At 71.9% G+C, this 20,789-nt stretch carries 18 protein-coding genes; 11 read left to right on the top strand and 7 right to left on the bottom strand.

Features of this window, described 5'->3' with window-relative positions; all coding sequences use genetic code 11:
- Nucleotides 1-37: 37 nt before the first annotated feature.
- Entirely contained in the window at nucleotides 38-658 is a 621-nt protein-coding gene (locus ACFWGJ_RS19770) for a TetR family transcriptional regulator (protein ID WP_387326047.1), read from the bottom strand.
- 476 nt (nucleotides 659-1,134) lie between these two features.
- Entirely contained in the window at nucleotides 1,135-1,770 is a 636-nt protein-coding gene (locus ACFWGJ_RS19765) for a hypothetical protein (RefSeq protein WP_387326045.1), read from the bottom strand.
- Between the two features lie 240 nt (nucleotides 1,771-2,010).
- Here ACFWGJ_RS19765 and hmgA point away from each other — a divergent pair, with 240 nt between their 5' ends.
- The 3 genes from hmgA to ACFWGJ_RS19750 all read left to right on the top strand — a co-directional run bounded on the left by hmgA (nucleotide 2,011) and on the right by ACFWGJ_RS19750 (nucleotide 5,510).
- Complete coding sequence (hmgA, locus tag ACFWGJ_RS19760) at nucleotides 2,011-3,405, top strand: homogentisate 1,2-dioxygenase (protein ID WP_387326043.1); 1,395 nt, start codon at nucleotides 2,011-2,013, stop codon at nucleotides 3,403-3,405.
- 99 nt (nucleotides 3,406-3,504) lie between these two features.
- Entirely contained in the window at nucleotides 3,505-4,254 is a 750-nt protein-coding gene (locus ACFWGJ_RS19755; protein WP_387326041.1) for a GntR family transcriptional regulator, read from the top strand.
- 41 nt (nucleotides 4,255-4,295) lie between these two features.
- Nucleotides 4,296-5,510 (top strand): type ISP restriction/modification enzyme, encoded by a 1,215-nt coding sequence (locus ACFWGJ_RS19750; RefSeq protein ID WP_387326039.1) that lies wholly within the window; start codon nucleotides 4,296-4,298, stop codon nucleotides 5,508-5,510.
- A gap of 112 nt (nucleotides 5,511-5,622) precedes the next feature.
- On the opposite strand, the gene ACFWGJ_RS19745 is transcribed toward ACFWGJ_RS19750, so the two are convergent.
- Entirely contained in the window at nucleotides 5,623-6,336 is a 714-nt protein-coding gene (locus tag ACFWGJ_RS19745) for a TetR/AcrR family transcriptional regulator (RefSeq protein WP_387326062.1), read from the bottom strand.
- Nucleotides 6,337-6,420: 84 nt separating this feature from the next.
- On the opposite strand from ACFWGJ_RS19745, the gene ACFWGJ_RS19740 reads away from it, so the two are divergent.
- The 3 genes from ACFWGJ_RS19740 (at nucleotide 6,421) to ACFWGJ_RS19730 (ending at nucleotide 9,636) form a co-directional block, all read left to right on the top strand.
- Nucleotides 6,421-7,401, top strand: a complete 981-nt coding sequence (locus tag ACFWGJ_RS19740) for an ATP-binding cassette domain-containing protein (protein ID WP_387326037.1) — start codon at nucleotides 6,421-6,423, stop codon at nucleotides 7,399-7,401.
- A complete protein-coding gene (locus ACFWGJ_RS19735; RefSeq protein WP_387326035.1) occupies nucleotides 7,398-8,204 on the top strand; it encodes an ABC transporter permease in 807 nt (268 codons plus the stop codon). Before ACFWGJ_RS19740 ends, ACFWGJ_RS19735 begins: the two co-directional genes overlap by 4 nt.
- A gap of 235 nt (nucleotides 8,205-8,439) precedes the next feature.
- The gene (locus ACFWGJ_RS19730) at nucleotides 8,440-9,636 is read left to right on the top strand and encodes a CaiB/BaiF CoA transferase family protein (protein ID WP_387326033.1); all 1,197 of its coding nucleotides are present in this window, start codon (nucleotides 8,440-8,442) and stop codon (nucleotides 9,634-9,636) included.
- Between the two features lie 111 nt (nucleotides 9,637-9,747).
- Here ACFWGJ_RS19730 and ACFWGJ_RS19725 read toward each other — a convergent pair whose 3' ends face one another.
- From ACFWGJ_RS19725 to ACFWGJ_RS19715, 3 genes are all read right to left on the bottom strand, one after another.
- Nucleotides 9,748-10,017 carry a hypothetical protein gene (locus ACFWGJ_RS19725; RefSeq protein WP_107021126.1) on the bottom strand — a complete coding sequence of 90 codons (270 nt, stop codon included), beginning with the start codon at nucleotides 10,015-10,017 and terminating at the stop codon, nucleotides 9,748-9,750.
- 115 nt (nucleotides 10,018-10,132) lie between these two features.
- Nucleotides 10,133-10,918 carry an anti-sigma factor domain-containing protein gene (locus ACFWGJ_RS19720; RefSeq protein ID WP_387326030.1) on the bottom strand — a complete coding sequence of 262 codons (786 nt, stop codon included), beginning with the start codon at nucleotides 10,916-10,918 and terminating at the stop codon, nucleotides 10,133-10,135.
- Complete coding sequence (locus ACFWGJ_RS19715; protein ID WP_387326027.1) at nucleotides 10,915-11,457, bottom strand: sigma-70 family RNA polymerase sigma factor; 543 nt, start codon at nucleotides 11,455-11,457, stop codon at nucleotides 10,915-10,917. Before ACFWGJ_RS19715 ends, ACFWGJ_RS19720 begins: the two co-directional genes overlap by 4 nt.
- Before the next feature lie 265 nt (nucleotides 11,458-11,722).
- Here ACFWGJ_RS19715 and ACFWGJ_RS19710 point away from each other — a divergent pair, with 265 nt between their 5' ends.
- The 4 genes from ACFWGJ_RS19710 to ACFWGJ_RS19695 all read left to right on the top strand — a co-directional run bounded on the left by ACFWGJ_RS19710 (nucleotide 11,723) and on the right by ACFWGJ_RS19695 (nucleotide 18,431).
- A complete protein-coding gene (locus tag ACFWGJ_RS19710) occupies nucleotides 11,723-13,261 on the top strand; it encodes a DUF4331 domain-containing protein (RefSeq protein WP_387326026.1) in 1,539 nt (512 codons plus the stop codon).
- Between the two features lie 138 nt (nucleotides 13,262-13,399).
- Nucleotides 13,400-15,016 (top strand): tetratricopeptide repeat protein, encoded by a 1,617-nt coding sequence (locus tag ACFWGJ_RS19705; protein WP_387326024.1) that lies wholly within the window; start codon nucleotides 13,400-13,402, stop codon nucleotides 15,014-15,016.
- A 65-nt stretch (nucleotides 15,017-15,081) separates the two neighbouring features.
- Complete coding sequence (locus ACFWGJ_RS19700) at nucleotides 15,082-16,695, top strand: sulfite exporter TauE/SafE family protein (protein WP_387326059.1); 1,614 nt, start codon at nucleotides 15,082-15,084, stop codon at nucleotides 16,693-16,695.
- 44 nt (nucleotides 16,696-16,739) lie between these two features.
- Nucleotides 16,740-18,431: a serine/threonine-protein kinase gene (locus ACFWGJ_RS19695; protein WP_387326022.1), complete on the top strand. Its 1,692-nt coding sequence runs from the start codon at nucleotides 16,740-16,742 to the stop codon at nucleotides 18,429-18,431.
- On the opposite strand, the gene ACFWGJ_RS19690 is transcribed toward ACFWGJ_RS19695, so the two are convergent.
- Nucleotides 18,415-19,224: an SGNH/GDSL hydrolase family protein gene (locus tag ACFWGJ_RS19690; RefSeq protein ID WP_387326020.1), complete on the bottom strand. Its 810-nt coding sequence runs from the start codon at nucleotides 19,222-19,224 to the stop codon at nucleotides 18,415-18,417. The two genes, ACFWGJ_RS19695 and ACFWGJ_RS19690, sit on opposite strands and share 17 nt — an antisense overlap.
- A 317-nt stretch (nucleotides 19,225-19,541) precedes the next feature.
- On the opposite strand from ACFWGJ_RS19690, the gene ACFWGJ_RS19685 reads away from it, so the two are divergent.
- On the top strand, nucleotides 19,542-20,750 hold the full coding sequence (locus ACFWGJ_RS19685) for a S8 family peptidase (protein WP_387326018.1): 1,209 nt from the start codon (nucleotides 19,542-19,544) through the stop codon (nucleotides 20,748-20,750).
- The last annotated feature ends 39 nt before the right edge of the window (nucleotides 20,751-20,789 follow it).

Raw genomic sequence — 20,789 nt, 5'->3', positions numbered from 1 at the left:
TCCCACCGCGTGCGCGGTCGGTCCACCGGTTCGCCGGTCAGTCCAGTGAGCGTGAGAGATACGCCCGGAGCAGTTCCCGTGTCTCGTCGATGACCCGCTCGTCGCCCGCCGGGTCGAGGCGGAAGGCGAGCTGGACGAGGGTGTCGGCGGCCTCGACGGCGATGAGGAAGACACGCCGGAGGTCGTCGTCGGGAGCGCGGTCGAGATACGCGGAGAGCATGTCGGTCAGCCGGTCGGCGACGCGGGTGTTGGGCTCGGCGTCGCGGGTGCCGACGGGTATCTGGTTGCCGAAGTCGACGAGGGAGAAGCCGGGGGCTGTGCGCTTCATGGCGAGGTACTCGTCGAGGACCGCGTCCATGGCCACCCGCCAGCCCGCGCCGCTGCCCGTCTCCTGGAGGCGCCGGGTGACGCGTTCGGTGTAGATGTCCAGGTTGCGCTGGGCGAGCGCGTCGACCATGGCCCGCTTGTTGCCGAAGAACCGGTAGACGGACCCGATGGGCACGCCGGCGCGCAGGGCGACCGCGCGGGTGCTCAGGGCGTCGTAACCGACCTCGTCCAGGAGGTCGGCGCAGGCGTCGAGGATACGGGTGAGTCGTTCGGCGCTACGGCGCTGGACGGGCGCGCGGCGCAGCGAGGTCGCTTGGGGCACGGGCTTCATGATGCCTTTCCGCCTGGGTCCGGTGAACCTTGCCCTTGGGTACGAAGTCGGTGCCCGTACCACTCATTCGGCGGGGCGGGCGCGCTGGGGCGTGCTGCGCCGGGGCCGTTCGCGCGGGCGCCCCGTACGGCCGTGGCGCTCGCCCCGCGGGATGGGCGCCGCGCCCCGCGCGGCCCCGGCGCACGCCCTCGGCCGCGTATGCCCCGCAGCCCGGTGGGGGCCGTTCGCGCAGTTCCCCGCGCCCCTCAAGAGGCGCGCAAACGGGCGCCGCACCCCGCGCGGCACCAGTGCACGCCCCCGCGACCGGCCGCGCATGCCCCGCAGCCCGGTGGGGGCCGTTCGCGCAGTTCCCCGCGCCCCTCAAGAGGCGCGCAAACGGGAGCCGCACCCCGCGCGGCACCAGCGCACGCCCCCGCGATCGGCCGCATATGCCCCGCGGCCCGGTGGGGGCCGTTCGCGCAGTTCCCCGCGCCCCTTCAGGGGCGCGCGCCCGCCGGAGACGCCGAGACAGGCGGGTCGTCGGGGTCGTCGGGGGGTGTCGTGGACGGTGGGCCCGTCGGTGTGCGGGCGGGGGACGGTGTGGGGCCCGGGTCCGACACCGTGATGTCCGCCGTGCCGGCGACGGGTTTTCCGTCGACGGCCCACACCGTGTCGTCGTCGGCGTGCAGGCGCACCGTCACCTGGTGGGTGCCCCGCGGGACGACGTCCGCCGCGAGGTGGTGGGTCGGGCCCCGGAGGAGGGACAGGGGACGGTCGTCCAGCCGGAGCAGCGCGTACCCGCGGCCAGGTTCGGCCTTCTTCTGCGTGCCGGCCGGCGAGAAGCGGAAGCCGTGGACGGTCAGCCGGACGTCCCAGCCGGCGTCGGCGTCGCCGGAGCCCCCGTCCACCGCGGGCTGTATCTCGATCTCGACCCCGGGTGCGCTCTCCTTGTCGATCTCACGGTAGTGCCGCCCCTCCTCGTCCGTGTCCTTCAGCACCCTGCCCACCGGTGACGGTCTGACCTCGTCGTTCTCGCGCGCGCCGTCGGACCCGCAGCCCGTCGCTCCGACGAGCAGAGCTCCGAACAGGGCACAGACCGCGAGCGCGGTGAGGAATGCGCGCGTCCACGACATGCCGGGAGGTTAGAGCACCGCTCCGACAGCCGGATCCCCCTTGAGTGGGGTTCTTGGACCGATGAGTGGGGTTCTCTGGCCGAGCCGGGTTCTCAAGCACCACTCCTGGCCACCCGCCACCTCCGCGGGTCTGGCGCGAACCCGTCGCCTCCCGCCGGGCCCCGGCCTCCTCCCTCTTGCGCACCGATTCACCGAATCCTACGGTGATGCATAGGAATCAGAACGAGGGAGCGATCACTCATGAGCGGGGACGCGCGCAACGGCGCAACGGCACTGCGGAAGACCGCCGAGGCGCTGACGTATCTCTCCGGGTTCGGCAACGAACACAGTTCGGAGGCGGTCCCGGGCGCCCTCCCGCACGGCCGCAACTCACCGCAGCGGGTCCCGCTCGGCCTGTACGCGGAACAGCTGAGCGGTTCCGCGTTCACCGAGCCGAGGGCGCACAACCGCCGCTCGTGGCTGTACCGCATCCGCCCCTCGGCGGCACACCCGGCGTTCACCCGCACCGACAACGGCACCCTGCGCTCGGCCCCCTTCACGGAGTCGGTGCCGGACCCGAACCGGCTGCGCTGGAACCCCCTGCCGGAGCCGGCGCCGGGCACCGACTTCCTGGCGGGCCTGTGGACCCTCGGCGGCAACGGCGACGCCACCCAGCGCACGGGCATGGCCGTGCACCTGTACCACGCCAACTCCTCGATGGAGCGCGTCTTCAGTGACGCCGACGGCGAGCTGCTGATCGTGCCCGAGCACGGCGGACTGCTGCTGCGCACCGAGTTCGGGCTGCTGCATGTGGAGCCAGGACATGTGGCGCTGATCCCCCGTGGGGTCCGCTTCCGTGTGGAGCTGCTGGGCGATGCCTCCGACGACGACGGGCAGACCACCCACCCGACTGCCCGGGGTTATGTGTGCGAGAACTATGGGGCGCCCTTCCAGCTCCCCGACCTCGGCCCGATCGGCGCCAACGGCCTCGCCAACCCACGGGACTTTCGCGCACCGGTCGCCGCGTACGAGGACCCGGAGGGCGACGGGAAGGCGGCGGGGCCCGTGGAGGTGGTCAACAAGTTCTGCGGCAACCTCTGGACGGCGATGTACGACCACTCGCCCCTGGATGTCGTCGCCTGGCACGGCAACCATGTGCCGTACACATACGATCTGCGCCTTTTCAATGTGATCGGGACCATCAGCTACGACCACCCCGACCCGTCCATCTTCACCGTGCTGACGTCACCGTCCGACACCCCCGGCCTCGCCGGCGTCGACTTCGTGGTCTTCGCGCCGCGCTGGCTGGTGGGCGAGGACACCTTCCGGCCGCCCTACTTCCACCGGAACGTGATGAGCGAGTACATGGGGCTCATCGAGGGCGCGTACGACGCGAAGGCGGAGGGCTTCGTGCCGGGCGGCGGTTCGCTGCACAACATGATGTCCGCGCACGGCCCCGACCGGGAGACCTTCGAGCGGGCCAGCGCCGCCGAACTGCGACCGCAGAAGATCGACGACGGTCTCGCCTTCATGTTCGAGACGCGCTGGCCGGTCACCGCCACCGCGCAGGCCGCCCGCGCCGGGCATCTGCAGTCCTCGTACGACGACGTGTGGCAGGGCCTTGAGCGGCACTTCCGGGCGGGCGGCCGGCCGTGACGGCGCACGGCCCCCACGTGGCCCGGACTGCCGTCTCCCGTGGCCGCCCGTCATGAACGCCCGTTGCAACCGACGCCCGCGACCGGTACGGATACCCTCGTGACCTCCTTCGCGCCGGACTCCATCGTCCTGAACCGCAAGCTGCCGCTCTGGTATCAGGTGTCGCAGTCCCTGCGCGCCTCGATACTCGGGCGGTCCGCGCAGGACCCCCTGCGCCTGCCCACCGAGGAACGGCTGGCGGAGCACTACGGGGTGAGCGTGCTGACCATGCGGCAGGCGCTCAAGGAGCTGGAGGACGAAGGGCTCATCACGCGGCACCGCAGACGCGGCACGTTCATCGAGCCGAGCGCCCTGCGGGGCGCGCCGGTGCGCCTCCTCGGCTCGGTGGACGCCATCGTGGCCCAGCAGTCCGGCATGACCACCGAGCTGCTCGACCACGGCAGCGAACCCGTGTCCGGCGAACTCTCCGCGTACTTCCCGGATCTGGCGGAGGTGGCGACGTACCACCGGCTGCGCAGCGACGAGAAGACCGGGGAGCCGACCAACCACGCGCGCAACTACGTGCGGCCGGAGCTGGCGGCCCTGTTCGATCCGGAGGATCTGGTCCGCTGGCCCATGACCAAGGTCCTGCGGGATGTCGCGGGGGCGCGGATCGGCCAGATCACCGACACCGTCGAGGCGCGGCTCGCCGACCCGGAGACCGCCCGGCTGCTGCAGGTCCCGCTGCTGAGCCCGATCCTGCACTACACGGGTGTCGTGCACGGCGCGGACGGCCAGGCCCTGGACGTGGTCCGCATCCACTACCGGGGCGACCGTTTCTCGTTCACCGTCACCCTCGACGCCCACTGAGCGTGCGGGACCAGGCCGCCGCCCACGGGCCACGTCGTACGATGCCGAGCGTGACGCACGACGACGCTCCGCTGCTCGCGGACCTCATGCCGTGGTCCGTCGCACCTCCCCGGCTGGGCCGGGCGTGGCCGGCGGCCCCCGACCCGGCGTCCCTGAAAGCACGGTGGGACGCCCTGGTGAAGGCCGAAGGGCCCGACCGGGATGCGTTGTTCGGCGCCACCCGCGCGCGGACCCTGCACTCGGCCGTGGGGCAGCTGCCCGGCCAGGCCTCCGGTACGGGCCGGCTGGCGCGCGCCTCGGGCCCGTGCGCGGAACCGGTCCGGATCCAGCCGGGCCCGTTCGACGAGCAGTGGCTGATCCCCGACCACCGGCTGATCGACGCGGCGCGCCCCGAGCTGTGGCGGGTGGCCGACGAGCACCAGGTGTTCGCGGTCGAGCAGGCTCCCTCGCCCGACGGACCGGCGCTCCTGGTCGCGTCGGTGCTGCCGGTGGTCCCGCCGCAGCCGAAGCCCTCCGGGGTGAAGGCCGCTCCGGTCGCCCGCCCCGGCCGCGTGCACCCCCTGTTCCGGCGCCCGGGCGGCCTCGAACCGAACCTGGCACCGGGCCTGTCGGACCTCCTGGCCGAACGCCTCGGCCACTCCCCCGCCCCGCTCGACATCCTCGCCTGGACGGTCGCGGTCGCCGGCCGGGGACCGCGCGGAGTGACCGTCCCCCTCACGGCCGACCCCGAACTATGGACCCGCGGTACGGAGTTGGGCCACCGCATGCTGTGGCTGATGCGCCGCGACGGAGAGCGCCCCAAGCTGCCCGGCGGCCGACGCCCGTACGTACGGGCTCCGCTGCCGCCCTTCCCGGTCGAACTCCGCTACGACCGCGAGGAGGAGACCCTCCATCTCGACGAGGGCCGTATCTCCCCCGTCCCGCCCGCGGCCTGGGACTTCGAGGTCGGCGGCGTCCGCGTCCTGGACCAGTGGTTCGGCAGCCGGATCACGCGCCCCGAGCCGGGCACGCTGGAGGCCGTGCGCCCCACGGCCTGGCCCCAGCCCTGGACCACGGACCTCCTGGAACTGGTGACCATCCTGACCCTGCTGTCCGAACTGCGGACACAGCAGCAGGAGCTGACGCTCAGGTCCCCCATCACCACAACGGACCTCCACCAGGCGGAAGTCCTCCCGCCTCCCCCACAAACCCGCCACCCGGCCTCGGTCCTGACCCACAAGGAGGAGGGCCCAGAGGGCCAATTCACCCTCCTGTAACCCCCCAAGGGGCGCGGGGAACGGCGCAGTCTTTTGCCTTTAAGGGGCGCGGGGAACTGCGCGACCAGCCACGACGCACCCGCAGCCACAGAACAACCCCTCCAGGCACCCTTCAGCGAGACGGGTCAAACCCGTCAAGCACCCGTTCCAACGCCCGCCGAAACACCGCCCCCAGATCAATCGGCCCGGAATCCTCCGCGAACGCCGCAGCCATCCGCGGATAAGCCCCACTGGCCACCTGACCCCCCAGATACGCCCCCCGCACCGCGTTCTCCCGCTCCTCGGACCACGGCAGCGCCCGCGCCCGCTCGGCGGTGGCCAGTTCGTTGCCGACGTACGTCGTCACCACGCCGTTGACCATCGCGACCAGCTCGAACTTCGTCCCGTACGTACCGTCGAAGGAGTCGAGGCAGGCCAGGCAGTGCTCCAGATACCGCAGGGCGTTCGGGCTGAAGCCGTACACCGGTGACATCAGGGCGGGCAGCCAGGGGTGCCGGTGCATCAGCGCCCGCCCCTGGTACGCGACCCGGAGCATGTCGGCCCGCCAGTCCCCCGCCGGCTCCCACAGCTCGTGCTCCGCGCTGACGGCGTCGACCATCAGCTCGTACAGGTCCTCCTTGCGCGGCACGTAGTTGTAGAGCGACATCGTCCCGCAGCCCAGTTCGGCCGCCACGTGCCGCATCGACACGGCGTCGAGCCCCTGCGCGTCCGCGATCCGCACGGCCGCCGCCGCGATGTCGGCCCGGGTGAACGCGGGCCTCGGCCCCCGTCCCGTGCGCTCGGGTCGGGCCCAGATCACTTCGGGTACGTCGGCACGTCCTGCCATCGGTGTCGCCAGCCCTGCCATCGGTGGAACCTGTCGCCACCATCCTAGTTACGTACAGCGTACGTAATGCGCTATGGTCGAGCCATGACTACTACGTACGGCGTACTTAGTGAAGGTCTGGAGAAGCGCTTCGGGGACGTCCACGCCCTGCGCGGGCTGGATCTCGCGGTGGCGGAGGGGACGGTCTGCGGACTGCTCGGCCCCAACGGCGCGGGCAAGACCACGGCGGTACGGCTGCTCACCACCCTGCTGCGGCCCGACGCCGGGTCCGCCCGGATCGCGGGGCACGATCTCGTACGGGAACCGGCCGCCGTGCGCCGCGCGATCGGCGTCACCGGGCAGTACGCCTCGGTGGACGGCGACCTGACCGGCCGCGAGAACCTGCGGCTGTTCGCGAGGCTGCACCGCCTCCCGAAGGCCGCCGCCCGGGCCGACGACCTGCTCGAACGCTTCGAGCTGACCGACGCGGCCGACCGGACCGCGTCCACCTACTCGGGCGGCATGCGACGCCGTCTCGATCTCGCCGCCTGCCTGCTCACCCGGCCCGCCGTGCTCTTCCTCGACGAGCCGACGACGGGCCTCGACCCGCACAGCCGCAACCAGATCTGGGAGGCCGTGCGCGCCCTGCGGTCCGAGGGCACGACCGTCCTGCTCACCACCCAGTACCTGGAGGAGGCGGACCAGCTCGCCGACGACATCGTGCTGGTGGACCGCGGCCGGGCCGCGCACTCGGGTACGCCCGCCGCACTCAAGGCGCTCATCGGCTCGTACGCGGAAGCGGTCGTCGCCCACGCGGACGCGATGACGGGCGCGGCGGCCGTGCTGGACCGGCTGACCGGCTCCGCGCCGGCCCTCGACCGGGAGCGGCACGCCGTCGGCGCGGTCACCACCGACCCGACGCTCACGCTCCCCCGGCTGGTACGCGAACTCGACGCCGCCGGTGTGCCGTTGCTCGACGTGAGCCTGCGCCCGCCGACCCTCGACGACGTCTTCCTCCGCCTGACCGACGACCGCACCGACGACGGCACCGACGACCGCACCGACCAGAAGGAGCTCGTGACATGAGCGCACCCACACCCGCACCCGTCTCCGCCCTGGCGTACGACGGAACCGCGATGCTGGGCCGCCAGCTGCGCCGCATCCGGCACAACCCCGGTCTGCTGATCCTCACCCAGACCATGCCGGTGACGATGCTGCTGTTCTTCGGGTACGTCTTCGGCAGCGCGCTGGCCGTGCCGGGCGAGGAGTACCGGGCCTTCCTGGTGCCGGGGCTGCTGGTCGCGACGGCCGCCAACGGCATCATGACCGGCATGTTCCAGGCGGCCCAGGACGCGCACCGGGGTGTCACGGACCGCTTCCGTACGCTGCCGGTGAGCAGGGCCGCCGTACCGCTCGGGCAGGCCGCCGCCGATCTCGTCGTCACCGCGGCCGGTACCGTGCCGTTCCTGCTCGTGGGGCTCGCGGTGGGCTGGCGGATCGAGGGCTCCGCGCTCGAAGCGGCCGCCGCCGTGGGGCTGTTGCTGCTGTTCCGGTTCGCGACCACGTGGATCGGCATCCTGCTGGGGCTCGCCTCACGCAGCGAGGAGGCAGCCGGGCAGCTCGGGGGCGCGACCTTCATGCTGCCGCTGCTGTCGAACGCGTACATCCCGACGGACAACCTGCCGGGCTGGCTGCGCACGCTCGCCGAGTGGAACCCGATCAGCGCGGTCACCACGGCCCTGCGGGACCTGTTCGGCAACGCGCCGGTACCGACCGACGGCGCCTGGCCGGTGACCCACCCCGTCGCAGGCTCACTGGCCTGGTGCACGGCCCTCATAGCGATCTTCATGCCACTCGCGATCCACAGGTACGCAAACGGCAAACGCTGACCCCCACCCCGCCCCAAAGGGGCGCGGGGAACTGCGCGACCAGCCCCAACGGACCCGCACCCAACCACCCAACGCGCCACCCCCGCCGGCTAAGGGGCGCGGGGAACTGCGCGGCCAACCCCCACGCACCCGCAGCCAACACCCGACCTACAGTCCCCACCCCCCAACCCCTCGCCCCCCTCGACCCCTCGGCCCATCCATGACAAAGCCGCCACCCGCGGGTCATGATCCCCACATGGAGCCGCACCCCCTGCCCCTGGAGGGCATCACCGTCGTCGCCGTGGAACAGGCCGTAGCCGCCCCCTTCGCCACCCGGCAACTGGCCGACCTGGGCGCGCGGGTCATCAAGGTCGAACGCCTCGACGGCGGCGACTTCGCGCGCGGTTACGACACCGCCGCGAACGGACTCGCCTCGCACTTCGTCTGGTGCAACCGCGGCAAGGAGTCCGTCGCCCTGGACCTCAAGGACCCGCGCGGAGTCGACGTGGTCCGCCGCCTGATCGCCGGCGCCGACGTCTTCGTACAGAACCTCGCGCAGGGCGCCGCCGCGCGGCTGGGCCTCGACGCGGCGACCCTGTGCGCCGCGCACCCACGGCTGATCGCCGTGGACATCTCGGGTTACGGACCCTCGGGTCCGTACGCCGGCAAGCGGGCGTACGACATGCTCGTGCAGTGCGAGGCGGGCCTGGTGTCCGTGACCGGGACGGCCGACCAGCCGGTCAAGGCGGGCATCCCGGCGGCCGACATCGCGGCGGCGATGTACGCGTTCTCAGGGGTGCTCGCGGCCCTGGTGCGGCGCGGGACGACCGGCCGCGGCGGCCCGGTGGAGGTGGCGATGCTGGACGCGCTGGCCGAGTGGATGGGGCATCCCCTGCACCATGCGATGCACGGAGGAACTCCCCCGGCGCGCACGGGGCTCGCGCACGCCGTCATCGCCCCGTACGACGGCTATCCGACGGGTGACGGCGGTCGCGTGCTGTTGTCGGTGCAGAACGACCGGGAGTGGTGCCGCCTCGCCGAACAGGTGCTGGAGCGGCCGGAGGTGGCCCACGATCCGGCGTACGCGACGAACGCGGCCCGGGTGGAGAACCGGGACCGTACGGACGGACTGGTCGCCGCAGCGCTCGCGGGGCTCACCGCGAAGGAGGCGGTGACGCGGCTCGAAGCGGCCGGGATCGCCTGTGCGCTGCTGAGGGACGTCTCGGACGTGGCGGAGCATCCGCAGCTGGCGGCCAGGGACCGGTGGCGGGATGTCCGGTCACCGGTCGGGCCGCTGCGGGCTCTGCTGCCGCCGATCACTCTGCCGGGCGGGGAGGCGGCGAGGATGGGGCCCGTACCCGCACTCGGGGAACACACCGAGGCGGTGCTGCGTGCCGTGGGGATGACGGACGATGAGATCGCAGCACTGCGCCGGGACGGTGTGTCCGCCTGAGCGCGGGTCGGGGTTCTGCTGGTCCTGCTGGGGCCTGCTGGTCCTACCGATGCTGCTGATTGTGCTGTTCCTGCTCGGTTTCGGCCGCCTCTCGGCGACCGGGGTCGCCTGTCAGCGGCCGCCGAACAGGGAACGGCGCAGCCGGCGCAGCGGTGCGAAGAGCGAGACCCGCCGCACGCGCGCACTCCTGCCGGTGCGGTCGTGCGCGGTGTCACGTGCGGTCAGTTCACGCATCAGGGACGTCGCCTCGGCCGCCTCGCGCTGAGGGATGGCGGGGCCACCCATCACCGAAAGATGGCGGTCGAGGCGCGAACTGGTCGCGCTGCTCCCACACGTGATCGCAGGGACTCGCGCCCTGCCACGCACTGTTATCTGTTCCATGTCACTCCCCACCCATACGAGGGCACCCGGCCCGGGCAGGTTAACCCTATCGCTCCCTCATCACACTCGTGTATCCCGGGCACGGGATTCACCTACCCGCAAAGGGGGTTGACGATTACTCTCCGAATCCGAGCGATTTCAGGGCGAGTTGGACAACCGGTGCGGTGGTGGGCTGCGGGGAGCCGCCGGGCGGCTCGACGGTGACAGCGAGTGAGGTCGCGTCCGTGTTCAGTCCGGTGGCAATCAAGGGCGTGTCGCCGTCAAGGAGTCCCAGGGAACGCGGTTTCCCCTCCGGTCGCATGAGCCACAGCTGGTGGACCCTTTCGTTCGAAGGCGTACCGAGCCCGGCCGAGGTGACGACGGCGGTCTTCTGCGAGGCGGACGCGACGACACCGATGCCCTGGCCGTTCGCGTCACGTCCGGCGGCGGCCCGTGCGTCCGGCGCCGCGAGAACGTGGGCGATCTCACTCGCCCGTGCCCGCTGTTCGCTCAGCTCGTCCTGCGTCCGGGAGGCCTGCATGCCGAAGAGCGCGGCGACGACGAGAGCGGCGGCGGCCGTGGTGGAGGCGAGCGGGACGAGGAAGACCGAGAAGGGTGAGCGGCGGGCGCGGGACGGCGGCCGTTCCACGCGGGCGCGCGGCTGGGGTTCCGCGGAGGCCGGTTCCTGAGGGGTCGTCCGGATGGCCGTCAGGACCCGGTCGCGCAGCGCGGCGGGGGCCGGGGCGGCCGTGGACCAGGCGAGGCGGACCGCGTCCTCGCGCAGGGCGCGCACCTCGGCGGCGCAGCTGTCGCAGCGCTTCAGGTGCTTCTCGAATCGCTTGTGCTCATGGGGTTCCAGGGCGTCGAGGGCGTACGGGGCGGCCAGCGAGTGCAGATCACCGCGGCGGAAGAGGGTGCTCATGCGACACCTCCGAGGCAGTCGCGCAGCCGTGTGAGTCCGTCGCGCATACGGGTCTTGACCGTCCCGAGCGGCAGGGAGAGCCGTTCGGCGACCTCACGGTAGGTGTAGCCGTCGTAGTAGGCGAGGGTGACGGACTGTCGTTGCAGGGCGGTGAGCCGGTCGAGGCAGCGGCGTACCCATTCCCGTTCGAGGCCGGCCTCGACCTCTTCGGCGACATGGTCGAAGGCGGGGCCGTTCGCCCGCCGTGCCATGCGCAGTTCGCGTTCGGTCGCGGAGCGGGCGCTGCGGACCCGGTCGACGGCCCTGCGGTGCGCGAGGGTCAGGACCCAGGCGAGTGCGCTGCCGCGGCCGGGGTCGTAGCGCGCGGCGGAGCGCCAGAGTTCGAGTAACACCTCCTGCGCGACTTCCTCGGACTGGGCCGGATCGCGCACCACCCGGCGTACCAGCCCGAAGACCGGCCCGGACACCACGGCGTACAGATCCTCGAAGGCCTTCTGGTCGCCTCCGGCCACGAGCACCAGAAGTTCGTCCGCCTCCACCCGTTTCCCCCTCCGCAGGTCTGAACGGCTCGTCCCGTCCTCACGTATTCGGCGCAGGAACGCCGTCGGATGGGGTTACGGATCAGCCGCTCGAAAACGCGGGTGAATGTCGAACCAATCCTTTCTCCCCCCGGCTCCGAATGGCGTGCATCAGGCATCACCCACCGACGCGGGACGAGCGTGGGGGCGGACCGGTCGACAGATCGACAGGTCGCTTCCGCCACATCACCGCCGGAACACAGCTTTGGGACAGAGGACGGACGGCATGACACCTTTCACCAGCGGGTTCGTGGGACGCAGGAGCCTCGCGACCCTTGTCTGCGGTGCGCTGGCCACCGGCGGGCTCGCGGCCGTCGGCGTGACCGCGCTCGAACCGGGGGCGGCGAGCGCCTCCAGTCACCGGGAGGCTCCGCTCATCTCGGGGCAGCCGCAGTACGACAACACCGACGTGTACGCGTTCGCGAGCCCCGACAAACCGGATACGACGACCATCATCGCCAACTGGATCCCGTTCGAGGAGCCGGCCGGCGGACCGAACTTCTTCCCGTTCGCCGAGGACGCCCAGTACGACCTGCACATCGACAACAACGGTGACGCGCAGGGCGAACTGGTCTTCCGCTACACGTTCAAGACGCACGTCAAGAACGACAAGACCTTCCTGTACAACACCGGACCGGTCGAGAGCCTCGACGACCCGGACCTGAACATCACGCAGACGTACGACATAGACCTGCTGCAGCTCAAGGACCAGCACCTGGTCAAGAAGACGAAGTACGCGGACGACGTGGCGGTCGCGCCGTCCAACGTCGGCAAGGCGTCCATGCCGGACTACGCCAAGCTCCGTTCCCAGGCCGTGCACGAACTGCCGGGCGGGGCCACCACGTTCGCCGGTCAGGCGGACGACCCGTTCTTCCTCGACCTGCGCGTCTTCGACCTGCTGTACGGCGGGAACCTGTCCGAGGTCGGCAACGACACCCTCAAGGGCTACAACGTCAACTCCGTCGCCCTGCAGCTCCCGAACGACGTGATCCAGGAGTCGGCCGACCAGCCGATCGTGGGCATCTGGTCGACGACGCAGCGCAAGAACGCGAGCGGCCACTACCGCCAGGTCTCGCGCCTGGGCATGCCGCTTGTGAACGAGGTCGTCAACCCGCTCAAGGACAAGGACAAGTTCAACGCGTCCGCGCCCTGGAACGACGGTGACTTCCTGAAGAACGTCACCAACCCCGAGCTGCCGAAGCTCATCGAGGCGATCTACAAGATCAAGGCGCCCGACGAGCCGCGCAACGACCTGGTCGACGTGTTCCTGAAGGGTGTCGAGGGCCTCAACCAGCCCCCGAACGTGCGTCCTTCGGAGATGCTGCGCCTCAACACCTCCACCAAGCCGGCCGCCGAGGAGAAGCGTCTCGGCGTGCTGGACGGCGACAACGCGGGCTTCCCGAACGGCCGCCGCCTCGGCGACGACGTGCTGGACATCGCGCTGCAGGTCGTCGAGGGCGAACTGGTCGGCTCCAAGAACGACCTGGGTGACGCCGTCGACAAGAACGACGTGAAGTTCGAGAAGACGTTCCCGTACGTCGGTCAGCCGACCTCGGGTTCCCGCGGGCCGCTGGCCAAGGGCACGACCGGCACCAACGACGTCCGCAACCAGCTCGGTGACGCGCTGCAGCCCGCCGGCGCGAGCGGCACGGGCGGTATGGACGACACCACGCTGATCGCCGTCTCGGCGGCCTCGGGCGCGGCAGGGTTCCTGCTCGTCGGCACGGGTCTGCTCTGGTGGCGCAGCCGCCGCCGGTCGTACTGACCGCGGCCGGCCGGCATCCCTGACTGGCGCGGTCCGTGCGTAACCGTCCCCCACGGCGCACGGGCCGCGCCACCCACCGCGGCGAACGCATCCACCACGTGAACGACCTTTTCCAGCATGGCGATTGAGGAGAGCGCAATGTCCCCGCGGAGCAACGACGACGCGCAGGAGAGGGACCTCGTCGACGAGGCCGCCGACCCGGCCGGGACGGCAGAGACACCTGCCGAGCCGACGGGAACGGCCACGACGGCCGCGACGGCCACCACGACGGGGACGGCCGAGACGGCAAGTGCGGCCGGCACGACGGGGACGGTCGAGACGGCAGGGGCGGCCGGGACGGCCGGGACGGTAAGTGCGGCCGACACGGCGGGGACAGCCGGGACCGATCATCCTCAGCCCGCTCCCGGGGAACGCCGGGGATCCGGGCGGTCCCGGGCGCTGCAGCTCGCGGCATGCGCCGTCGCTCTCGCGGTCGCGATGACCGCGGGGGCCGTGGTGCTGGGCAACAGGGACGGCGACGAAGGCGGCACGGTGGCGTCGGCGCCCGGCCTCAATCCCGAACTGCTGGCCGGCGGCAGCCTGGCCTCGGGCATCTCCGCACTGCAGTCCCATCTCAAGGCGCAGCCCAAGGACTCCGGCGGCTGGGCCACCCTGGGCATGGCCTATGTCGAACAGGCCCGCACCAACGGCGACCCGTCCCGCTATCCGCAGGCGCAGCGCGCGCTGGAGCGGTCGCTGGAGCTGAGCCCCGACAACGATCCGGCGCTGGCCGGGCGGGCGGCGCTGGCCGCGGCCCGGCACGAGTTCCCCGAGGCGCTGGCCTTCTCGGAGAAGGCGCTGGACGAGAACGCCTTCAACGAGCGCGCGCTGTCGGTCCGTATCGACGCCCTGGTCGAGCTGGGCCGCTACAAGGAGGCGGCGAAGGCCGCCGACGAGGCCGACTCCCGCCGCCCGGGCGTCCCGGTCTTCACCCGGTACGCCTATGTGCGCGAGCTGCGCGGCGACATCGGCACGGCACGCCGTGTCCTCAAGCAGGCGCTGTCCGGGGCCACCGCGCCCGGGGACATCGCGTACGTGGCGGGTTCCCTGGGCCAGCTCTCGTGGCGCGAGGGCGACTACGGGACGGCGCTGACGTACTACGAGCGGGCGCTGCGGGCCGACAGGACCTATCTGCCGGCGCTGGAGGGCCGCGCCCGCGCGCAGGCCGCGAACGGCGACCGGGCGGCGGCCATCCGCGGGATGGAGGAGGTCGTGGCGCGCTTCCCGCTGCCGGGACCGCTGGTCGTGCTCGGCGAGCTGTACGAGGCACGCGACGACGAGGGCGACCCGGCGAAGGCCCGCGACCAGTACGCGCTGGTCGACGCCTGGACCTCGCTGGCCCGCGCCAACGGCGTCAACGCCGATCTGGACACCGCCCTGGCGGCGGCGGACCACGGCGACCGCGAGGCCGCCCTGCGCGCCGCTCGCGCGGAGTGGAAGCGCCGCCACACCGTGCACACCGCGGACGCGCTCGCCTGGGCCCTGCACGTCAACGGCCGTGACGACGAGGCCCTGGCGTACGCCCGGCGCGCCACGGCGACCGGTTACCGCGACGCCACGTTCCTCTACCACCGCGGCATGATCGAACGCGCCACGGGCCACGAGAAGGAGGCCCGCGGCAGCCTGTCGTCGGCGCTCGAACTCAACCCCGGCTTCTCGCCGGTGGGCGCGAAGCAGGCCGGGGAGACCCTGGCCGCCCTGGGCGGTGCCCGGTGAGCGCCCCCACCCTGCGCGGACCGCGCAGCCTCCGTTCCCGCCTCACCCGCAACCGGCGGGCGACCGTGCGCCGCCGTGTGTACGGGTCCTGCGCGACCGTGCTCCTGGCAGTCTGCGCGCTCGTGCTGATCCCTTCCGGGACGGCTTCGGCGCACCCGCTGGGGAACTTCACCGTCAACCGGTACGACGGTCTGGTCGTCGCGCCCGGAGAGCTGCGCGTCCTGCATGTGGAGGACCTCGCGGAGATCCCGGCGACCCAGGCGCAGCCCGCCATCGACAAGGCGGGTATGGGGAGTTGGGCCCGCGAGCGGTGCGGGACGGCGGCCGGGAGGAGCCGGGTGACCGTGGGCGGCAAGCCTGCCGCGCTCACCGTCGGTGAGAGCCGCGCCCGTGTGCGGCCCGGGCAGGCAGGCCTCAAGACGCTCCGGGTGGAGTGCCGTTGGACGGCTCCCCTGTCCGACGGGAACCTGGCGCTGCGCTTCCGCGCCTCCGTGGACGACGGACCGGGCTGGCGCGAGGTCACGGCGCGCGGCGACCGGATGACGCTCGCCTCCTCCGACGTACCCGAGAAGTCCGTCTCGGGTGAACTGACGAAATATCCGGCGAAGTTGCTGTCGTCGCCCGCCGACACGGCGTCCGCCTCGCTGCGCGTGCGCCCCGGTGGTCCCGCGCTCGTCGAGGAGGACACCGACGCGCCCGCCTCGTCCGTGCTGCCGCGCGGCGCCGACCGCTTCACGCGCGCGCTGGACGACCTGGTCTCCCGCCACGATCTGACCCTGGGCTTCGCCGCGCTGGCGCTGGGCATCGCCGTACTGCTCGGCGCGCTGCACGCGCTGGCTCCGGGACACGGCAAGACCATCATGGCGGCCACGGCCGCCGCGCGCGGCAACGCCACGATGCGTGACGTGCTGCCGCTCGCCGCCTCCGTGACCGTCACCCACACCCTCGGCGTGGTCGCCCTGGGCATCCTGGTCACCGCCGGTTCGGCCGCCGCGCCCTCGGTGATCGCCTGGCTGGGCGTGACGAGCGGTGTCATCGTCACGGTGGCCGGCGCGACCCTCGTACGCAGGGCCTGGCAGCAGCGCGGACACGGGCACGGCCACTCCCACTCACACAGCCACGGCCCCGGCCACACGCACAGCCACGGCCCGGCGCACACGCACGACCACGGCGACGGGCACGAGCACGGACAGGCGGACGGCGAGGGGCACAAGCACCGTCACGAGGACGAGCACGAGCACGGGCACGGGCACGGGCAGAGCCATGGGCACGCGCATGCGCACCCGCACCCGCACCCGCACCCGCACCCGCACAGTCACTCGCACGCCCCGGCGCTCAAGCTCAAGGACACGCTGCTCCTCGGCTTCGCGGGAGGTCTCGTCCCCAGTCCCTCCGCCGTGGTCGTGCTCGTCGGCGCGGCGGCGCTCGGCAAGGCCTGGTTCGGGCTGCTGCTCGTCCTCGCGTACGGGGCCGGGCTCGCGCTCACCCTCACGGCGGCCGGGTTCGCCGTGGTCAGGGTCGGCAGCCGGGTGGCGAAGGCCATCGAGAACGGCGCCCGCTGGTCGGGCGGCAGGACCGCGGTGCTGGTCCGCCGGGCCACACCGCTCGGATCCGCGTTCGTAGTAGTGGCCCTTGGGGCCGGTTTGGTGTTCAAGGGGGCGGCAACCGCACTCGGTTGAGCTACTTTTGTTCAGAATCGTGCGGATGCGAATGGGGGACGCCCGTGTCCGAAGAGCCGGGCAGTGAACGTGTGATCGCGGGCCGCTACCGTCTTCTCTCGCCGCTGGGCGAGGGCGGGATGGGGACGGTGTGGCGGGCCCGCGACGAGGTGCTGCACCGCGAGGTCGCCGTCAAGGAGGTACGGGCCCCGGGCGGGCTGCCGGGCCCCGACGCCGAGCGGATGTACGCCCGCCTGGAGCGTGAGGCGTGGGCCGCGGCCCGGATCTCGAACCGCAATGTGGTGACGGTCTACGACGTGGCGACGGAGGACGGCCGCCCGTGGATCGTGATGGAGCTGATCCGCGGGATCGCGCTGTCGGACGCGCTGGACGCCGAGGGCCCGTTGCCCCCGCAGCGCGCCGCCCACATCGGCGCGGAGGTGCTCGCCGCGCTGCGGGCCGCGCACGAGGCGGGGGTCCTGCACCGGGACGTGAAGCCAGGCAACGTGCTGCTGTCGAACGACGGCCGCATCGTGCTCACCGACTTCGGCATCGCCACCGTCGAGGGCAGTTCGGCGCTCACGATGACCGGCGAGGTGATCGGTTCGCCCGAGTTCCTCGCCCCGGAGCGGGCGCTGGGGCGTACGCCGGGGCCCGAGTCGGACCTGTGGTCGCTCGGCGTGCTCCTGTACGCGGCCGTCGAGGGGAACTCGCCGTTCCGGCAGAACACCCCGCTCAGCACGCTGCGCGCGGTCGTCGACGAGGAGTTGCCGCCGCCGCTGCGGGCGGGTCCGCTCGCTCCGGTCATCGAAGGGCTGCTGCGCAAGGACCCGGTGGAGCGCATGTCGGCCGAGGACGCGGAGCGGGACCTGCGGCTCGTCGCGGCCGGCGGTACGCCCCGTACGGGCACCGTCCCCTACGCGCCGACGGTCGCCGCCTTCCCGCAGCAGGGCCAGGGGGACGCGACCCGGCCGTCCCCGGTGCCGGCGTACTCGCCCGCCGCGCCGGGGCCGCAGACCCCGACCGCTACGACGACGACCGCACAGCCCGACCGTCCCCGGCGCGCCATGATCGTGATGATCGCGGGTCTGGCCGCTCTCGCCCTGGCCATCGCGGGCCTGAGCTACGCGCTGATCAACCGCGGCGACGGGGGCGGCGGCGGGAACGGCGCCGACAGCTCGAACGGCGGGACCACCAGCGGCGGCTCGACGGGCGGGAACGACAGCGGTGGGAGCGACGGAGGCGGCAGCGACGGCGGCTCGACGACGGAGGACTCCGGTACGAGCGGGTCGGACGGCGGCTCGACCACGGGCGGCGGGAGTACGACGCCCGCGCCCACCCAGTCCGTGAAGGTGACGGTCTCGGGCTCGCACACCGACTACACCGGTGCCTGTCCGCCGCCCGAGGCGGGGGCTCCGACCTTCACGGCGACGTTCACCGTGGGCGTCGTACCGGTCGATGTGCAGTACCGCTGGGTGACGGAGACCGGCGAGGTGTCCGACCCCGGCTGGAAGACGCTCTCGTTCCCGCAGGGCGGCGGGAAGAGCAAGCAGAACACGGTCGTCCTGACGACGTACGACACGTCCGGGACGCTCACGAACAAGATCGGTGTGGAGGTCCGCAGCCCGCAGCAGACCAAGTCGAACCAGGTGCCCTTCTCGGTGACGTGCGAGACGGAGGCCCCGACGGGCGGGACCTCCGGCTCCGGTTCGCCTCAGGCACTGGCCCCGGACAAGGCGGTCAGGCCGCGGACGTGAAAACGGGCAGGTAGCCGCCCGACTGGCCGGCGGCGGTCGGGTGGTAGGACTCGCCGATGTTCAACCAGTTGACGCTGTGCAGCCAGGCGCTGCCGGAGCAGATCTCGTGGTTGGTGAAGGTGGGGCGTACGTCACCGAACGTGAAGCCGTGGTCGGCGGCGCGCTTGGCGATGGCGCTGTCCAGGTAGTCGGCGGCGCCGTTGATGGCGGCCCGTTCCGTCTCGGAGAGACCGGCCAGGCAGCTGCCGCTCAGCTTGTAGAAGCGGGGGTAGCCCAGGACGACCACCTGGGCCGCCGGGGCCTTGGCGCTGATCGCCGAGTAGACCGCGTCGAGCTTGCCGGGGAGTGTCGAGTCGACGTACGCCTTCGCCGTGTTGACGCGGGCGACGCAGGCGCTGTCGGACTGCAGGACGCAGGTCGTCATGACGTCGGCGAAACCGGCGTCGTTGCCGCCGACGGAGATCGAGACGAGGCCCGTGCCGGAGTTGAGCGGGCCCAGCTGGTTCGCCAGAACATCACCCGTACGGGCGCCCGAGCAAGCGGTGAAGTTGAAGGACGAGGGTGAGTGCGCGGCCGCCCAGAGGTAGGGGTAGGCCTTCGTGCTGCGCTTGCAGTCGCCGCTGGAGCTGATGTAGCTGCCCGCGCCGACGCCGGAGGAGTAGGAGTCGCCGAGGGCCACATAGCCCGTGGCGGCGGCTTGTTGGGACGCCTGGGCCGTCGCTGCCCCGGTGAGGGCGAGGGCGGCGGCGAGGAGAAGTGAGGTCACGTATGCCGTAAGTCGGGAACGTCTCATGGAACCTCCCTTTAGCAGGATCTCTGCCGTGACTTTGGTACCAGCCGCACGTGTCGCCAGGAAGTGTTCATGCCAAGACTTTTCCGGACAGGCAGGTAGTTCTCCCTGACGTTCACCACACGTTCGATTGCGTGCTCATGACAGACATGTGACATACCCTCAACTCCCTTGAGCTACGCCCGTAGATCGATCACGCTGCTGTATCAACCGGTAGCGGAACGCGACGCTCCTGGCCGTGCGCGCAATCACCTGCGCACCCCCCACAGACGCGCGCCCCATCCCAGGCGCGCGCCGCCCATGAGGAGGAATCCCTCGTAATGGCACAGCTGCGTAGCAAGAAGATCCGGATCGCCGCGGCGACCTCCGTGGTGACCGCCGCCCTGCTCGGCGCCGTCACCGCCCTCCCCGCCCAGGCCGCGCCGGCCGAGGGCCGGGTCCTGGCGGCGGACTCCCCCACCGCCGTCAAGGACAGCTACATCGTCACCCTCAAGAAGGGCGCCGGCTTCAAGGCCTCCTCGGACCGGGGCAAGAGCCTGATCAAGGGGTACGGCGGCACCGTCGCCAAGACGTTCGGCGCCGCGCTGAACGGCTACTCGGCGAACCTCTCCGCGACCGAGGCCCGCAGACTCGCCGCCGACCCGTCGGTGGCCACGGTCGAGCAGAACCAGATCGTGCGGGCGAGCGACACCACCCAGTCCAACGCGCCCTGGGGCCTGGACCGCTCCGACCAGGCGTCGCTGCCGCTGTCCGGCACGTACACCTACCCGGACTCGGCGGGCAGCGGGGTGACGGCGTACGTCATCGACACCGGCGTACGCATCACGCACACGCAGATCAGCGGGCGGGCCAGCTACGGCTACGACGCCGTGGACGGCGACACCGTCGCCTCCGACGGCAACGGTCACGGCACGCACGTGGCCACGACCATCGCGGGCTCGACCTACGGCATCGCCAAGAAGGCGAAGATCGTGGCGGTCCGCGTGCTCGACAACGCCGGGTCCGGCACCACGGCGGGCGTCATCGCCGGCATCAACTGGGTCACCGCGAACCACAGCGGCCCCTCGGTGGCCAACCTGTCGCTCGGCGGCGGCGCCTCCTCCACGCTGGACGCGGCGGTGTCCAACTCCATCGCGAGCGGGGTGACCTACGCGGTGGCGGCGGGCAACAGCAGCGCCAACGCGTCGTCGTACTCGCCCGCGCGGGTCGCCGCGGCGATCACCGTGGGCGCGACCACCAGCACGGACGCCAAGGCCAGCTACTCCAACTACGGTTCCGTGCTGGACATCTTCGCGCCCGGGTCGTCGATCACGGCGGGCTGGAACACGAGTGACAGCGCGACGAACACGATCTCGGGTACGTCGATGGCCACGCCGCATGTCGCGGGCGCGGCGGCGGTGTACCTGGCCGGGCACACCTCGGCCACTCCGGCCCAGGTCGCCACGGCCCTGACGAACGGCGCCACCACCGGCAAGGTCACGTCCCCCGGCACAGGCTCCCCCAACCGCCTCCTGAAGATAGTCCCGTAACCCGTAACCCGTAACAAAAGATCGCGCAGTTCCCCGCGC

The sequence above is a fragment of the Streptomyces sp. NPDC060205 genome (assembly GCF_042728395.1).
In the GTDB taxonomy this organism is placed as follows: Bacteria; Actinomycetota; Actinomycetes; order Streptomycetales; family Streptomycetaceae; genus Streptomyces.
Note: the sequence above shows the minus strand (reverse complement) of the source record. Positions and strands in the feature narration are given on the sequence as shown.

Bases quoted from the DNA above. Each gene is read 5' to 3' on its own strand.
- ACFWGJ_RS19710 (WP_387326026.1), top strand. From the start codon at position 11,723: ATGACACCTTTCACCAGCGGGTTCGTGGGACGCAGGAGCCTCGCGACC.
- ACFWGJ_RS19740 (WP_387326037.1), top strand. From the start codon at position 6,421: ATGACTACTACGTACGGCGTACTTAGTGAAGGTCTGGAGAAGCGCTTC.
- ACFWGJ_RS19770 (WP_387326047.1), bottom strand. From the start codon at position 658: ATGAAGCCCGTGCCCCAAGCGACCTCGCTGCGCCGCGCGCCCGTCCAG.
- ACFWGJ_RS19690 (WP_387326020.1), bottom strand. From the start codon at position 19,224: ATGAGACGTTCCCGACTTACGGCATACGTGACCTCACTTCTCCTCGCC.
- ACFWGJ_RS19685 (WP_387326018.1), top strand. From the start codon at position 19,542: ATGGCACAGCTGCGTAGCAAGAAGATCCGGATCGCCGCGGCGACCTCC.
- ACFWGJ_RS19735 (WP_387326035.1), top strand. From the start codon at position 7,398: ATGAGCGCACCCACACCCGCACCCGTCTCCGCCCTGGCGTACGACGGA.
- ACFWGJ_RS19730 (WP_387326033.1), top strand. From the start codon at position 8,440: ATGGAGCCGCACCCCCTGCCCCTGGAGGGCATCACCGTCGTCGCCGTG.
- ACFWGJ_RS19720 (WP_387326030.1), bottom strand. From the start codon at position 10,918: ATGAGCACCCTCTTCCGCCGCGGTGATCTGCACTCGCTGGCCGCCCCG.
- ACFWGJ_RS19745 (WP_387326062.1), bottom strand. From the start codon at position 6,336: ATGGCAGGACGTGCCGACGTACCCGAAGTGATCTGGGCCCGACCCGAG.
- ACFWGJ_RS19725 (WP_107021126.1), bottom strand. From the start codon at position 10,017: ATGGAACAGATAACAGTGCGTGGCAGGGCGCGAGTCCCTGCGATCACG.
- hmgA (WP_387326043.1), top strand. From the start codon at position 2,011: ATGAGCGGGGACGCGCGCAACGGCGCAACGGCACTGCGGAAGACCGCC.
- ACFWGJ_RS19705 (WP_387326024.1), top strand. From the start codon at position 13,400: ATGTCCCCGCGGAGCAACGACGACGCGCAGGAGAGGGACCTCGTCGAC.
- ACFWGJ_RS19750 (WP_387326039.1), top strand. From the start codon at position 4,296: ATGCCGAGCGTGACGCACGACGACGCTCCGCTGCTCGCGGACCTCATG.
- ACFWGJ_RS19765 (WP_387326045.1), bottom strand. From the start codon at position 1,770: ATGTCGTGGACGCGCGCATTCCTCACCGCGCTCGCGGTCTGTGCCCTG.